General features: G+C 38.9%; 11 protein-coding genes. 6 read left to right on the forward strand and 5 right to left on the reverse strand.

The features are described 5' to 3' along the window. The first annotated feature begins 491 nt into the window (after positions 1-491). The gene (locus tag G322_RS0106045; RefSeq protein WP_022940914.1) at positions 492-3,260 is read left to right on the forward strand and encodes a glycosyl hydrolase family 18 protein; all 2,769 of its coding nucleotides are present in this window, start codon (positions 492-494) and stop codon (positions 3,258-3,260) included. A 4-nt stretch (positions 3,261-3,264) separates the two neighbouring features. Here the strand turns inward: G322_RS0106045 and G322_RS23265 are convergent, their stop codons facing one another. Further along, positions 3,265-3,438, reverse strand: a complete 174-nt coding sequence (locus G322_RS23265) for a hypothetical protein (protein WP_022940915.1) — start codon at positions 3,436-3,438, stop codon at positions 3,265-3,267. A gap of 119 nt (positions 3,439-3,557) precedes the next feature. Between G322_RS23265 and tusA the strand changes: the two genes are divergently transcribed. Next, positions 3,558-3,794 (forward strand): sulfurtransferase TusA, encoded by a 237-nt coding sequence (gene tusA / locus G322_RS0106055; RefSeq protein WP_022940916.1) that lies wholly within the window; start codon positions 3,558-3,560, stop codon positions 3,792-3,794. 238 nt (positions 3,795-4,032) lie between these two features. Here the strand turns inward: tusA and galE are convergent, their stop codons facing one another. Then, positions 4,033-5,049 carry a UDP-glucose 4-epimerase GalE gene (gene galE, locus G322_RS0106060; protein ID WP_022940917.1) on the reverse strand — a complete coding sequence of 339 codons (1,017 nt, stop codon included), beginning with the start codon at positions 5,047-5,049 and terminating at the stop codon, positions 4,033-4,035. 85 nt (positions 5,050-5,134) lie between these two features. Here galE and G322_RS22195 point away from each other — a divergent pair, with 85 nt between their 5' ends. The 4 genes from G322_RS22195 (at position 5,135) to G322_RS0106080 (ending at position 12,118) form a co-directional block, all read left to right on the forward strand. Next, positions 5,135-5,755, forward strand: coding sequence for a TetR/AcrR family transcriptional regulator (locus G322_RS22195; protein WP_156873921.1), 621 nt, complete (start codon positions 5,135-5,137; stop codon positions 5,753-5,755). A 23-nt stretch (positions 5,756-5,778) separates the two neighbouring features. Beyond that, on the forward strand, positions 5,779-6,900 hold the full coding sequence (locus G322_RS0106070; RefSeq protein WP_022940919.1) for an efflux RND transporter periplasmic adaptor subunit: 1,122 nt from the start codon (positions 5,779-5,781) through the stop codon (positions 6,898-6,900). An 8-nt stretch (positions 6,901-6,908) separates the two neighbouring features. Then, a complete protein-coding gene (locus tag G322_RS0106075; RefSeq protein ID WP_022940920.1) occupies positions 6,909-9,995 on the forward strand; it encodes a multidrug efflux RND transporter permease subunit in 3,087 nt (1,028 codons plus the stop codon). A gap of 134 nt (positions 9,996-10,129) precedes the next feature. Continuing rightward, complete coding sequence (locus G322_RS0106080) at positions 10,130-12,118, forward strand: methyl-accepting chemotaxis protein (protein WP_022940921.1); 1,989 nt, start codon at positions 10,130-10,132, stop codon at positions 12,116-12,118. A gap of 168 nt (positions 12,119-12,286) precedes the next feature. On the opposite strand, the gene pyrE is transcribed toward G322_RS0106080, so the two are convergent. From pyrE to G322_RS0106095, 3 genes are read right to left on the reverse strand one after another with little or no spacing between them, the layout of a single operon-like run. Beyond that, entirely contained in the window at positions 12,287-12,928 is a 642-nt protein-coding gene (pyrE, locus tag G322_RS0106085) for an orotate phosphoribosyltransferase (protein WP_022940922.1), read from the reverse strand. Between the two features lie 3 nt (positions 12,929-12,931). Then, positions 12,932-13,651, reverse strand: a complete 720-nt coding sequence (gene rph, locus G322_RS0106090; RefSeq protein WP_022940923.1) for a ribonuclease PH — start codon at positions 13,649-13,651, stop codon at positions 12,932-12,934. Positions 13,652-13,711: 60 nt separating this feature from the next. Further along, positions 13,712-15,931, reverse strand: coding sequence for a transporter substrate-binding domain-containing diguanylate cyclase (locus G322_RS0106095; RefSeq protein WP_022940924.1), 2,220 nt, complete (start codon positions 15,929-15,931; stop codon positions 13,712-13,714). Between the last annotated feature and the right edge of the window lie 119 nt (positions 15,932-16,050).

Consider the following 16,050-nt stretch of genomic DNA (forward strand, 5'->3'; position numbering starts at 1 on the left):
TCTGTCCTGTTATCGACCAAGCATTGATGGTCACTATTGCAGGTATTGCTGCCGGCCTACGTAATACAGGTTAAGCACACTAATTAGAATCGGCTTCAAAATTACTTGCGTTTTTGTTTTCAAAATAACCCGTCATTTTAGGGTTTTTGAAAACAATTTAGCGCAAGTTATTTATGTAATACCAATTACATTAAGTATGTGATCTAAATTTTCCGCAGGGAAAACAGCTTAATTCAAGGCGTAAGTTGACGTAAATGGTTGTTCCTTTTACAAAAATTACAACGCGGAAGTGAGTTGTTTTAACCAGTAAAATAGATCAGCTATTTACTGTTATTGGTATAACGATTCCTTAGCCTCATTATTTAGCCCAACAGCCAAACTGTTGGGCTAAATTCCTACCAAACTCACGAATTTTCCAAGCTAACATTTACAGCTAATTTATAGTTCCTTTATACTAAGCACATCCCCTCCCCTTTAGTTTGGATCACTCTGTGTTATCTCGTTTATTCATCCTTACCTTAATACTATTTTCACTGCCTAGCTTTGCAAGCCAACACTTTCGTGAGCAAGAGAGTGTTTTTGTCTATTATAAACAGTGGGCTATTTATGGGCCTAACTACCATATTCGTGATATTCCGTTCCAACAGGTAACGCATTTGGTTTACCAAAGCGCAGATATTGATGCACAACATAATGTGATTGTCAGTGATGAATACGCAGATATTAACCATAGCTACCCCGATAACGATCCTAAAAAAGGTGCCTTTCAAGGTAGTTTAGGTGAACTTTACAAAGCCAAACAAAAATACCCTCATCTGCAAACTATCATCTCAATTGGAGGCTGGGGCCGTTCTAGCAACTACTCAGACATTGCAAGTAATGCGCAAGCACGTAACTATTTTGCACTTTCCGCACTAAAATTTATCCGACAATATCACTTTGATGGCATTGAGATAGATTGGCCTGCCCCAATTAAAGGCGCGAGTCGCAGTGATGATCCTGAAAACCTTAATCTCTTACTTGCAGAACTGCGTGAAGTGCTCGATATTGGCGCAATGCAAGATAAAAAATATTACACATTAATGATCACCCCCTCTGCTAAACCTAGTTTTCAAGGCCACTGGAATATAAACAGAGCGCAGCAATACTTAGACTACTTTAGTCTGCCAACCAACTATATCCATGGTTACTGGGAAAAGAACAGCAACCATCTTGCGCCATTAATGTTAAGTGATAAAACCCAGCAGAAACTAGTTTCCCAAAAAATGGAAGTAGGCAGTGTGGAGACTATTTTTGAGTTTTATAAAAAACAAAAAGTAGCCCCTCAAAAGCTCATTCTTAATATATCCTCATTTGCAACAGGGTGGAACGGCGTTAAAAATAGAAATAATGGCTTATATCAGAAAGCAAAACAGGTATCTTGGGGGAGCTGGGATTCAGCGAATAGTGGTCGCACCGGTGTGTACACACAAAGTTATTTAAAAGGATTTATGGACACCGAGGGGTATCAGCAGTTTTGGGATGATAGTGCCAAGATGCACTGGTTATACAACGCAGATAAATTTGATGGTCACTTCATCACCTATGAAGATGCCGACTCCATTGCCTATAAAATTGATTATATAAAACAGCACAACTATAACGGTATTGCACTGCGCCAGATACATAACGATCTTAAAGGCTCTGACTCGTTGCTCAGTAAAATCTATGCACAACTTTATCCACTTAAAGCACTCTCCTATCAACTCAACAACGTCTACAAAACCCATAAAAGCAAAGTACTTATTACCCTTATTTTTCTGCTTATCGTCTTCACCTTAGTTATTTACTGGCGAGTTAAGCAACACAGTGAAGAGCAAGAAGATGCAGATGATAAAGCGCAATACATCAAGATGCGCTCACAACTGCAACATATTGAAACACCACTACAAGGGATACAATCTCTCTCTCAGCAGATAGATAAAAAACAGCTACCTTTAGTCGCAGAAACAGCACAGAAACTAGAAAATGTTAATCGCCAAAGTGAGCAATTAAACCAATTAGTACAACAGCTTCTTCACGAAACCACTTTAGCAGACAGCTCTAGCCTACCAAAACCAGAAGCATTAGCACCGCTCACTATTTTTCAAAATGCCATAAAAATCATTTTTCCAGAGCTAAAAGAGAAAAGTATTACCATTAGCTTAGATATTTCACAAGCTTTAAAAAATGTGCAAGTAGACCAAAGTTATCTACAACAACTGTTTATTTTACTGCTCTCCTACCTTGCTCAACGCAATCCCCAAAATACCATTTTACATATAAAAACCATACAGCAAGGGACATTGAGTGGTTTTGAGATAAAAGAACAAAAACACAACAACAGTGAAACGATGCATCAAAAACAAACGCTACTAGCAATTAAACGTTGTGCAAATATGCTTAGTTCTACCATCTCCTACCAAACGACTGATCATCACGGTATCTTTTTTATTGGCTTACCAAGTACCAATGAAAAGAGACAAAATTACAATGCACTGTTATTAAATGTACAAGAAAATAAACAGAATGAGCAAAAGGCAGAAGCCAAAATAGCGAACAACACTCAAAGAAATGAACATAACCGTTTGATGAGTCTGCAAAGATTCAGCTTACAAGCAGAAAAATTGACCGATATAAAACAACTCATCGCTAATGCTTTTGAACTCTTTGTTAATGATAACAAAGCACTCAATGTCACCATTTTTGAGGGCCAAAGTATACTCCATCAGCATATCTCTGAGAGCGATGATGATATGTCAGAAGTATTAGAAATATCACCCTCATCTTTAGGGCAATACCGTTTTGAATTACGCACAAAAGAGCCACTATTAGAGGATGATATCGCCTATTTTCAAAGTTTAGTGGCGCAAATTCAAATGATGCGTAAACAGATAAGTGAACTTGCTAAAGAGCCACAATTGCTTTCAGAACTCTATGAGATCGCCTCACAAAAAGACCATATAAAATATATCCAAGCCGATAAAGGTTATAGCGGTATAGTCTGTGATAACAAAGAGACTATCTACCTGTCACTGCGACTTAAAAATATCAAACTGTACTTCAAAGATGAAAGCCTACTGCAGATCCATCGTTCCTACTTAGTGAACCCACGTAAAGTATTACGTGTTGTACAGCTGAGTAAAATAAAATATGAGATAGCCTTAGAAAGTGATCGCCTGCCCATTGCGCGTACTTATGTCCCCATGTTAAAAGAGAGTTTCCCACATTGGTTTGAGTAAGTCGTTATGTATTTGGGGGATCACGCTCACTGAGTTCAACCCACAGCGCAACAGATGACATTAGCATCGCCATCGGCCAAGCGCTTGATTGGATAACCACAAAAGGTAAAATAGGGATAACAGTTGTGCTAATTAAAATCGTTAAATAGATATAAATACGAACATTTACTGGTAACATAAGCCCTCCTTATAACATGATCTAGTTCACAATTATAATATTAAGCTTAGTCACATTTTTTCAATATCCTTAGAGTATTTCAGACTTAAAAAATACTCTTTTATTACAGAGCAATCCCAATGCCTAAGAATGAAGTTGTCATATTAGATACACTCGGCCTACGCTGCCCAGAGCCAGTAATGATGCTCCGAAAAACAGTCAGAAAGATGCAAATAGGAGAATTATTAGAGGTAGTGGCAGACGATCCTGCAACAACACGTGACATTCCAAGCTTCTGTCGTTTTATGGATCACACGTTAATAGAGAGTTATATCGATCAGCCCCCCTATCGTTACCTGATTAAAAAAGGCATATAAAAAATCCACCGTAGTGGATTTTTTATTTAACGATTCTATTTTAAAAAATAGTGACTGCTGAGGGCTAAGTCATTGGGCTTAGATCAAGGCGAAAAAGCGCAGTTTAATGGTTTAAATACTACGTACATCCTGTACTACGCCCTTACGGGTCATCCTTTGGATGTTCAAATTCCTTCCCGATGAATTTGTGAGCATTTTTCAACGATGAGATAAGCCTAAATTACGACAACCTGAGTCGTTACTTTGCATAACCATTAGGATTGTTCGATTGCCAACGCCACGCATCTTGCATCATCTCTGCTAAACCACGCTCAGCTTGCCAGTTAAGCTCCGTCAGTGCTTTTTCAGGGGCAGCATAACAAGCAGCGATATCACCTTCACGACGCGGAGATAGGGTATAAGCAATGATTTTTCCACTGGCAACTTCAAACGCTTTCACCATTTCAAGTACTGAGTAACCATTACCCGTACCTAGATTGTAAATATTTACCCCTGTCGTTTGGCTAATTTTATCAAGCGCTTTAAGATGCCCAATGGCTAAATCGACCACGTGGATATAATCACGCACACCTGTACCATCTTTAGTATCGTAATCATCACCAAATACCGCTAACGCTTTGAGTTTACCAACGGCAACTTGCGCAATATAAGGAAGCAAATTGCTAGGAATACCATTGGGATCTTCACCAATCAAACCTGAAATATGCGCACCGACAGGGTTAAAGTAGCGTAAAATAGCAAATGACCAACGATCATCAGACTTTGCAACATCTTGTAATACCATCTCTACCATCAGTTTTGAAGTGCCATATGGATTCGTTGTGCCACCCACTGGAAAATCTTCACGAATAGGTAAACTCGCAGGATCGCCATAAACCGTTGCAGATGAACTAAAGACTAAATTAAACACCCCCGCATCAGCCATCGCATCCAGTAACGTTAATGTACCTTGCACATTATTTTGGTAATACATAACAGGTTTAGCAACCGACTCTCCGACCGCTTTAAGACCTGCAAAATGGATAACAGACTGAATATTATGTTGTACAAACACAGAGTCTAAGAACGCTTTATCTAAAATATCACCCTCATAAAAAGTTGCACTTTTTCCGATGATCTTAGCAACACGCGCCAATGATTCTTTTGATGAGTTACATAAGTTATCAACCACCACAATCTCTTGATCCGTTGCTAATAATTCCAATACAGTATGCGATCCGATATAACCAGCGCCACCCGTGACTAAAATTGTCATATACAACTCCAAATTGATAAATAATTGCTGAATTGTATCACGTAAGCGCGCTATTTCTATTGCATAAAAAATAAAAGTAATGATAATGAACGTTCATTCATTTTTAGGGTTGGTAATGGGTAAGCGCAAAAAAATATTAGCAGCCGCAGAGCAGCTCTTAGCAGAGCGTGGCTTTTATGGTTTATCAATGAAAGTATTAGCTAAAACAGCAGGCATTGCGGCGGGTACTATCTATCGTTATTTTGAAAACAAAGAGATGTTGATGGTTGAGCTTCATCGACACATTCGCTTTGAAGCATCACAAACTATTTTTTGTGGCTGGTCTGAATTGCAAACAGCAAAACAAAAATACGATTTACTGTGGCGTAATGCATTCAATGCGGTATTAAAAAATCCACAACGCCTCACGGTCATTGAAATGCTCTATTTTATGCCAAACTCAGATAAACAAACGCTCACCCTTTTTGAAGATGTTACATTTTTACCCTTGATTGAATTTTATCAACAAGGTATAAACGAAAAGCAGCTTCATGATTGGCCGATACCCGCATTAGTTGCACTCAGTTTTGATAGTGCTATTAACCTCGCGAAAAAAGTATTAAAAGAATGTTTACAAATAGATGAACAAGTCTTAATGCAAGTACGTGATGCATCATGGCAAGTTATTCAACGCCAGCCCTCACAACAAAATTTAACAACACACTAATTTTAATTATTTAAGGTAAGACAATGAAAAAATGGATCGCGTCAGCAATCGTATTAGCAATACTCGTCTTTGGTAGTGTCATTGGTTTTAATATGTTTAAAGCACAAAAAATCAAAGAATATTTAGCTAATCGCCCAATTCCAGAATTCCCAGTGACCAGTATCACCATCAAAACGGAAGACTGGACTCCGCATCTACGTGCGATTGGTTTTATCGAACCCATTCAAGGGGTCACGGTCGCTAATGAAGTACCAGGAAAAATTGTTAAAATAAATTTTGAGTCTGGTCAAAAATTAAAAGTGGGTGATGCACTCGTCTACCTTGACTCTGAAGTTGAAAAAGCAAATCTGAAAGCTTCAAAAGGACGTTTACCTGCGGTAGAACGTCAATACAAACGTATGCTTTCTTTGTTTAAAAAAGGTTCAGTATCACAGGGTAAAGTCGATGAAGCAGAAGCAGATCTGCTGACCTTACAAGGGCAAATAGAAGGGTATCAAGCAACGATTAGTCGCCGTATTATCCGTGCACCGTTTGATGGTATTGCAGGATTACGTAATGTTTTCATGGGGCAATATTTAAAAGATGGTACTGATATTGTGCGCTTAGAAGATATAAGTCGTATGCAATTGCGCTTTACTATTCCACAGAATGATCTTAATAAAATTCATATTGGCCAAGCAATGGATATTTTTGTAGACGCACAAGCAGGAAAAACATTCAAAGGCACTATTTCTGCTATTGAACCTGCGGTTAACTACCAAAGCGGTGTTATTCAAGTGCAAGCTGATATCCCTAATAAAGATCGTAAACTACGCTCTGGTATGTTTGCTAAAGCCAACATTATTTTACCTACATTAAATGAGCAGATAGCGATTCCTGAAACCGCTATTAACTACACACTATATGGTGAAACGGTTTACCTTATTTCAGAACAAAAAACAGAAGCGGGTAAAGCGTTTAAGCAAGTGGACCAAAAGATTGTAAAACTGGGTAAGAGTAAAGATGGTGATATCCATGTTTTATCAGGCCTTAAAGCAGATGATATTATCGTCACTAGTGGACAGGTTCGTTTAAGTAATGGCTCACATATCACTATCACTGAGTCAGATATTCTTAATAAACCAGCTAAAATTCCAGCACTGTAGGGACTATTATGAAATTTACAGATATTTTTATAAAGCGCCCAGTATTAGCTATTTCACTGAGCTTATTGATTGTTTTATTAGGCTTTCAAGCACTGAGCAAAATGCAGGTGCGCGAATATCCCAACATGATTAATACCGTGATCACGGTAAGCACCAGTTACTATGGTGCAAATGCCGACTTGATCCAAGGATTTATCACTCAACCGATAGAGCAAGCGATTGCGCAGGCTGATAATATCGACTTTATGACGTCACAAAGTTATATGGGTGTTTCCAGTATCACCGTGTATATGAAACTCAATACTGATCCGAACGGTGCAGTGGCGGATATTCTTGCCAAGGTAAACAGCGTTCGTTCACAATTGCCTAGTGAAGCAGAAGATCCAACCATTGACCTCAGCACCGGCTCAAGCACCTCGGTTATTTATATCTCTTTCTCAAGCGAAGAACTCAATGCCAGCCAGATAACCGATTATCTTGAACGCGTTATCAAACCTCAGCTATTTAGTATAAATGGTGTTGCCAAAGTAAACCTTTATGGCGGTACTGCTTTTGCAATGCGTATATGGCTTGACCCTGAACGTATGGCGGGTTTTAATTTAACAACAAAAGATGTGGTACAAATTTTACAAGCCAACAATATTCAATCTGCCACAGGTCAAGCAAACAGCTATTACACGTTGTTTAATGGTAATACTAAAACACAAGTTTCTACGACAGATGAGCTAGAAAACCTTATTATTGCCACACGAGAAAAAGGCAAAACAATTCGCTTGCAAGATATTGCTCGTGTATCACTAGAAAAAAGCCACGATATCTATCGTGCAATGGCCAATGGCAACAATGCGGTCATTGTTGCTATTGATGCGGCCCCTACCGCGAATCCACTCGACATTACTGCGGGCGTGCGCAATATGTTGCCTGATCTACAAAAAAACAACCCTAGCTCCATCAATATGGAAGTGCTATATGACTCTACCATCGCCATTGAGGAGTCCATTTCAGAGGTAATTAAAACTATTCTTGAGGCGGGTGCAATTGTATTAGTGGTCATGGTTCTCTTTTTAGGCTCATGGCGTGCGGTTGTTATCCCAATCATCACCATTCCTCTGTCACTGATTGGTGTATTAGTCGTGATGCAGATGTTTGGTTTTACTATCAATCTGATGACACTATTAGCAATGGTACTGGCTATCGGCTTGGTGGTAGATGATGCGATTGTAGTGGTCGAAAATATCGATAGGCATATCAAAGCAGGTGAAGAACCCTTTCGTGCAGCCATTATCGGTACACGCGAAATAGCCGTTCCAGTTATCTCAATGACTATCACTTTGGCTGCCGTTTATGCTCCTATCGCCTTAATGGGCGGTATAACAGGCGCGCTATTTACAGAATTTGCATTAACACTTGCAGGGGCGGTATTTGTATCAGGCTTCATTGCCTTAACACTGTCTCCAATGATGTGTAGCGTGATGCTAAAAAGTAATCATCAACCAAACCGTTTTGAGAGAACAGTTGATGGCGCATTAACAAGATTAACAAATAGTTACGGGCGCTTATTAGATAAGCTGATGACACGTCGACCTGCAGTGATTGTCTTTGCACTATTAGTATTTGCTTCACTGCCCTTTTTATTCAAATCTATCCCTTCTGAGCTTGCGCCATCTGAAGATAAAGGTGCATTAATGATGATGTCTAAAGGCCCCTCGAATGCCAATTTAGACTATATCGAAAATAGCATGAAGGTGATCACCGGTATGATTGCAGAGCAACCCTCTGTACAAAGTAGCTTAGCAATGTCAGGTGTGCCTAATGCAAACCAAGCATTTGGTATCGCAATTATGAAACCTTGGAGTCAGCGAGATATTGACCCTAAACAACTAGCAACCAACCTAAAAGATGGCTTTAATAGCGTCCCTGCAGTTGCAACAACAGCATTCCAGATGCCTGAACTTCCAGGCTCATCAGGTGGTTTACCGGTGCAATTTGTGATCACCACTTCAAATCCATTTGAGAGTTTGGTGGAGATTGCTAGCGATGTATTAGCAGCCACACAAGCAAACCCTAACTTTGTTTACTCAGAACTTGATTTAGCGTTTGACTCTGCAACCATGAATATCAGTATCGACCGAGATAAAGCCGGTGCTTATGGTGTAACCATGCAAGATATTGGTATCACCTTAGGCACACTACTGAGTGATGGTTACCTAAATCGTATTGATCTTGATGGGCGTAGTTATGAAGTGATCGCACAGGTTGAACGTAAATACCGTTTATCACCCGATAAATTAGGTAACTTTTTTGTGAGAGCAAAAAATGGCGACATGTTACCGCTCAGTGAACTGATCACCATTGATATCGTTGCCGAACCACGTTCCTTGCCACACTTTAACCAACTAAACAGCGCAACGATTGGTGCGGTACTCGCCCCTGGTTTTGCAATGGGTGATGCAATTAACTTCTTTGAAGAACTTTCGACCACAAAACTACCACAAGGTTATCGTCATGATTATCTCGGTGAAGCACGTCAGTTTGTAACAGAGGGCAGTGCGTTATATATGACCTTCCTGCTTGCGGTATTGATTATCTTCTTAGTACTCGCGAGTCAGTTTGAAAGTATCCGTGATCCACTGGTGATTCTAATGACAGTACCACTTGCAATTAGTGGTGCATTAGTTGCCCTTGCATGGGGAGCAGCCACCATGAATATTTACACCCAAGTGGGTTTGATAACACTGGTCGGGCTTATCACTAAACATGGTATTTTAATTGCAGAAGTAGCTAAAGAGGAACAGTTGCATAATGGCTTAAATCGTATTGATGCAGTTAAAAAAGCAGCAACAGTGCGTTTACGTCCAATCTTGATGACCACAGCGGCAATGGTAGCAGGTCTAATTCCACTATTATTTGCAACAGGAGCAGGAGCGGTAAGTCGTTTTGGTATCGGTATTGTTATCGTGGCAGGTTTATCAATTGGTACACTGTTTACACTATTTATTTTACCAGTGATTTATTCCTTTATCGCGAGCAAACATCAAAAAAGAAAAGAGTTTGATGAAACAAAAGCGCTAAAAGTAGATCAATTACAGGAGTAATATTAATGAGCTAGATCACAATTTGATCTAGCTCATTACTTTTCCCAGAAAATTATTTTCAAATAACCTATTTAATCTTGAAACCCCCCTTATTTCCCCTACAATTAAAAAGACTTTAATTATAGGAAAAAATCATGTTTGTTTTTATTAATAACCTCTCTATTCGCTGTAAACTTTTTGGCTTAACACTTTTTCCACTTTTAGGTTTTATCTGTTTTGCAGGTTATAACTTTGTACAAACTTACCAAGAGAAAGTCGCACTTGAAGAGAGTTTAGTATTAACAGATTCAGCCTCAGTGAGCGCGCTGTTAGTGCATGAGTTACAAAAAGAGCGTGGCGCATCCGCAGGTTATCTCTCCTCAAAAGGCAATAAATTCCAAAACGCCATTAAAAAACATCGTCAAACCACCGATCAGAAACGTAAAACCCTAGAGATGTTTATAGAAAACAAAACCCTGACGCCACATTTAGTCACACTTTTTTCACAGGTGACCCAGCAACTCAATAAAATAGCGGATATGCGCAATCGGGTCGATAACTTATCCGTTAGCATTAAAGAGGAGATTACTTTTTACACCCAGCTTAACGCCCTACTACTCTCCATTATTGACAACAGCGCTAACCAAAATCAAAATGTAGGGTTAGCAATATCATCGGTCGCTATCGGTAGTTTTTTACAACATAAAGAACGTGCTGGTATCGAGCGCGCTGTGCTTAGTAATGTATTCACAAAAGACAATTTCACTCCTGCTCTGCTTGAAAAATTTATCCGTTTATTAGCAGAACAACAAGCCTATTTTGATAAATTCAGCGCACACGCCACCACAGAGCAACTAACAATTTATAAGAAAACGGTGACAGGAAAGGCAATTCAAAAGGTGCAAAGCTACCGTCAAATAGCGCTCAGCAAAATGAATAAAGGTGACTTTAATGTTGATCCCACAATCTGGTTTAATACCATCACTCAGAAAATAAACCTGCTGAAATCAGTCGAGGTGACACTACTGAAACAGTTACATAGTCAAAACATTGCACTGATCGATAATAAAAATGACCGCTTAACTACACTCGTAATCATTATTGTTATCCCGCTTATTTTTGTACTGTGGCTCTCTTTTTATATCGCCACACAATTACATAAAGGGATTGCAGAAATCACTAAAAAATTAACCCAAATCACCAACAGTAATGATTTAACACTGCGTATAGAAATAAATAGCCGCGATGAACTGGGCGAAATTGGCAATACCATCAATCAACTTGTTTCACATCTGCAAGGGTTAGTTGAAAAGATACAAAATACAGCAGAGATGTTAAAAACCAGTTTAGTGGAAAATATCCAAAATAGTCACATGATTGAAGCCAAGATAAACAGTGGTTCTGATCAAGTAACACAAGTCGTTACTGCCACCACAGAGATGAGTAGTACGGTGGCAGAAATTGCACGTAATGCAATGCAATCTTCAGAAGAAACAGCAAAAGCAAGCAGTGAAAGTCAGCATGGTAACCATGAAGTTGAAGAGACCATTACCAATATTAATCATCTATCAACCGAGCTTAATAATGCCTCTAAGATCATTGAAAAACTCAATGGGTCAGCCCTTAATATTGGAAAATTTCTGAATGTAATTAAAGATATATCCGAAAAAACCAATCTATTAGCCCTCAATGCCGCCATTGAAGCCGCACGCGCAGGCGAATCAGGTCGTGGTTTTTCCGTTGTTGCCGATGAAGTCCGTAGCCTCGCAATGCAAACCAAAGACTCAGCCAGTGAAATTGAGACGATGATCACTGAGCTACAATCAAGTTCACATGCAGCGCAAACAGCCATGTCGAAAGGCATTGAGATGGTTGATAAGAGTGTCCATGATGCCAAGCAAACAGGTCAAGATATCTCACATATCACTGACAGTATTAATCAAATTAATTTAATGAATGAGCAAGTTGCCACTGCAGCCGAAGAGCAAAGTAGTGTTACCGAAGAGATAAATCGTAATATGGTACATATTCAAGATGGTTACAGTGAGATGCAACTAAGTTACAACAATATCGAAAAATGCAACCAATTAGTTGAATCACTCGCAAATGAGCTTAATGAGGTCGTGAAGCAATTTAAAATATAATGAAAATAAAACAGCTATCGATTGTTTATTTTTATCACTAGCGAGTAAATGCTTAGGGCTAAGCCATTTATGCCTAATTCAAGGCGAAAAAGCACAGTTTAGTACTATAAATGAGCATTTTTCAACGAAGAAGTAGGCTTAAATGGCAACGACCTGAGTAGTTACATTTTAAATACCGTACTGTGCGCGGTATGCGGTTACTGACTCAAGATGCTGTTGCATTTCTGGTAATGTTTCTAAATAACTCACCACATCACTCAATTGTACAATAGAGATAACTTTAGCACTGTAATCACGCTCAATCTCTTGAATCGCAGAAAGCTCACCCTTTCCTTTCTCTTGACGATCTAATGCAATCAAAACACCTGCAAGCTCTGCGTCATGGGCATTGATAATATCCATTGATTCACGAATCGCTGTACCCGCAGTAATAACATCATCAACCAACATCACTTTACCTTTAAGATCAGCCCCGACTAGACTGCCACCCTCACCGTGAGTTTTAGCTTCTTTACGGTTAAAGCAGTAAGGTAAATCCAAATTATAGTCATTTGATAATGCAACCGCTGTCGTAGTGACAATAGGAATACCTTTATACGCAGGCCCAAATAACAGGTCATAATCGATACCTGAATCTTGCAAAGCAGCTGCATAAAAACGTCCTAAACGCGCTAAATCTAAACCGGTATTAAACAGCCCCGCATTAAAGAAGTAAGGACTTACTCGGCCTGATTTTAGGGTAAATTCACCAAATTTTAATACCTGTTTTTCAATCGCAAACTCAATAAACTCTTTTTGATAATCTTTCATTTTTTACACTCCATTTAATGCTTTTTTCTGTTCAATCACTAACTTATCGATACCATTTTTCGCCAGGCTTAGCATGACTAATAACTCTTCATGGCTAAACGCCCCCTCTTCAGCAGTACCCTGAATTTCAATCATGCCACCTGTTTCTGTCATTACAACATTCATATCAGTTTGTGCATTTGAATCTTCATCGTAATCTAAATCACAAATAGGATTGCCTTTGTAGATACCCACAGAAACCGCTGCAATCATCTGCTTGAGTGGACTTTTTTTGATTTTCCCCTCTGCAACCATCCAGTTCAGTGCATCGGCAAGTGCAATGCAAGCGCCAGTAATAGAGGCCGTGCGAGTACCTCCATCTGCTTGAATAACATCACAATCAACGGTGATCATATTCTCACCAAAGGCATCTAAATCAACAGCTGCACGCAGTGAACGCGCAATCAAACGCTGAATTTCTAAAGTACGGCCACTCTGTTTACCTTTAGCTGCTTCACGTATATTACGAGTATGCGTTGCACGAGGTAGCATTGCGTATTCAGCCGTTATCCAGCCTTTACCTTTACCCTTTAAAAAACGTGGTACAGAGTTTGAAACAGAAGCGTTGCATAAGACTTTAGTATTACCCACTTCGATCAATACTGAACCTTCAGCATAAGCAGTAAAATGTCGGGTAATTTTGATTTCACGGTTTTGTTCAGGGGATCGGTTGCTGGGACGCATAATAAAAAGCCTTCTTAAAAATGAAGGCTATTATAACAAAATAGAGATAATTTAAAAAAACTAATCACTGCTTTTTTTCTGATACTGTACAAGTTGCTTATGACCATTTTGCTGTGCTTTATAAAGTGCATTATCAGCACGACGAATTAGCTCTTCAGCACCGTATTTACTGTTATATTTGAGTGTCGCAGCACCTGCACTGACCGTCAATATTTTACAACATGGAGAATCTGAATGCTGTAATGCCCACTGCTCAAGCAGTTTAAAAAGCTCTACAACAATTGCTTCAACACCCTTTTCATTAGTTTCAGGTAGAATAAGTACAAACTCCTCTCCACTATAACGCGCAAGCAGATCCGCTGGGCGTTTAATGGTCACTTGTAAGCGCCGAGAGAATTCAATTAAACAGCGATCTCCCGCTAAACGCCCATATTTGTCGTTAAATTTTTTAAAGTGGTCAATATCAAACATCACCACAGAAAGTGGTTGCAGCGAGCGGTTTGCACGCGCCCACTCTTTATCAAGTTGTTCGATAAAATAGTGTTGATTAGGTAAGCCCGTTAAAACGTCACGCATCGCTAACGCTTCAAGCTTATTTTGCATCTTCTGAAGTTTAAAATTACTCTTTTTAAGCACTTGATTACGAAAAATCAGCAATAAAAAGAGTATCATGATGACAATCAAAACCGCCCAAAGCCAAGTAAGATCCTCTTTTGTTTCATAAATTAAGGGGGACCAGCGATTGACGATCTCTTCATGCTGTTGTACTGAAATGGTGGCAATCACTTTATTAAAAATATCCATTAAAACGGGGTCAAGCAGAGAAGTGGCGAGTGAAAGTGTGTGCTGATAATCAATTTTATCGACAATTTTTAACTCTGGGTGATTTTGTTTAATATGTTTTGCTATCACCGGCAGTGAATCAATAAAAGCATAAATTTCACCACTTTTTACTGCCTGTAAACCAGCCGCAGCGGAGGTATATTCTCGTAAATCACCTTGTGGATAATTTTTTTCAAACGCCTCTTTATAGGAGGTGTCTTTAACGACACCGATCGGTCTATGTAAAACTTGTTCTAACTTATGTACTAAACGCTCTTTTTTAGTCACCAACACCAGTGGAAAGCGCAAATAGGGATAGGTAAATACTAAGAAATTGTCTCGTTGCTCAGTACGGCTAATAATAGGAATAAAATCACATAATCCTTGCTTCATGTAACGTAATGTTTGTGGCCAACTCTCTGTTTGTATAAGTTTAATGGGGGTAGGTAAACGTTGCTCAAAAAGATGCACAAAATCCGCTCCCATGCCGGTATAAACGCCGTGACGAATTCCCTCAATAGGCAACCAATCAGGATCGACACACATTTTTAATACTGTTTTAGACTTTAGGTAATGGTGTTCACTTTCACTGAACATTGGCATGATTTGTTGAAAACTCGTATCTACAAATTGGCTATCTTTGTTCTCCATTAATGACCATTTCTGCTGCAACTTAACTAATTGATCCTCGGTTATTTTATGTAACCCTTTATCAAGAATATTACGCAAAATAGGGTTACTTTTATTCACCCCCATATATTGAGCTAGATGGTTAAAAACGGTATTTTCAAACAGAGGCGCATTGGTCACACCAGTAATAAAATAGCGTTGTATATAAAAGTTAATCACCGCATAAGAGTCCAAAACAGCATCAACATGTCCCAATACTAATTGTTCAACAGACTCCTCGGTACTATTGGTTAACAATACGTTGATATCAGGAAAATGAGTGCGCATTAACTCCTCATAAAAGAAACCACGTACCACAGCAACATTCTTATTTTTCAGAGAGTTAAAATCTAAATAATGAGACGTTTCATCGAAGGTTAATAAACCGTTAATTGCTTTGAGTGGTTTATATTGTGTAAATATTGCATACTTTTCTCGCTCAGGAGTGCGTTTCATATTGGTGATCACATCAATTTCACCATTTTTAAGCATCATCAGGTAATCATTCCAGTGATAGCCCACTACAAAATCAATCTCTAAACCCACATTTTTTGCCACTAAACGCATCAAGTCATTGGAATAACCTTTTACCTCATTATTTTCAATAAAGTTGAAAGGTCGCCAAGACTTTTCTGCATGCACTTTAATAACAGGGTTTAACTCAATATAATTGCGTTCATCGAGGGTCAGATCTAAATCAGATGCAAGCGCAATAGGTGTTAAGCTCAATAGAGATAACAGTAAAAAAAGAGAGGCTCTGGATAAACGGATGAAAATAACAGCAATCATGAAAATTGGACTCTTTGGTGAAAATTTAACGCGATATAGTGAACATTTTATCAAATAAACACAGAAAGATAGTATTGTCATGTCTTTTTTGTGAACAGTGAGTGAAAAAACAACAACTG

The organism is Psychromonas hadalis ATCC BAA-638 (assembly GCF_000420245.1).
Taxonomy (GTDB): domain Bacteria; phylum Pseudomonadota; class Gammaproteobacteria; order Enterobacterales; family Psychromonadaceae; genus Psychromonas; species Psychromonas hadalis.

What these genes read in the sequence shown, in the direction of transcription:
- G322_RS23265 (WP_022940915.1), bottom strand. Translation starts at nt 3,438, where the DNA reads ATGTTACCAGTAAATGTTCGTATTTATATCTATTTAACGATTTTAATT.
- tusA (WP_022940916.1), top strand. Translation starts at nt 3,558, where the DNA reads ATGCCTAAGAATGAAGTTGTCATATTAGATACACTCGGCCTACGCTGC.
- galE (WP_022940917.1), bottom strand. Translation starts at nt 5,049, where the DNA reads ATGACAATTTTAGTCACGGGTGGCGCTGGTTATATCGGATCGCATACT.
- G322_RS22195 (WP_156873921.1), top strand. Translation starts at nt 5,135, where the DNA reads ATGAACGTTCATTCATTTTTAGGGTTGGTAATGGGTAAGCGCAAAAAA.
- G322_RS0106070 (WP_022940919.1), top strand. Translation starts at nt 5,779, where the DNA reads ATGAAAAAATGGATCGCGTCAGCAATCGTATTAGCAATACTCGTCTTT.
- G322_RS0106075 (WP_022940920.1), top strand. Translation starts at nt 6,909, where the DNA reads ATGAAATTTACAGATATTTTTATAAAGCGCCCAGTATTAGCTATTTCA.
- G322_RS0106080 (WP_022940921.1), top strand. Translation starts at nt 10,130, where the DNA reads ATGTTTGTTTTTATTAATAACCTCTCTATTCGCTGTAAACTTTTTGGC.
- pyrE (WP_022940922.1), bottom strand. Translation starts at nt 12,928, where the DNA reads ATGAAAGATTATCAAAAAGAGTTTATTGAGTTTGCGATTGAAAAACAG.
- rph (WP_022940923.1), bottom strand. Translation starts at nt 13,651, where the DNA reads ATGCGTCCCAGCAACCGATCCCCTGAACAAAACCGTGAAATCAAAATT.
- G322_RS0106095 (WP_022940924.1), bottom strand. Translation starts at nt 15,931, where the DNA reads ATGATTGCTGTTATTTTCATCCGTTTATCCAGAGCCTCTCTTTTTTTA.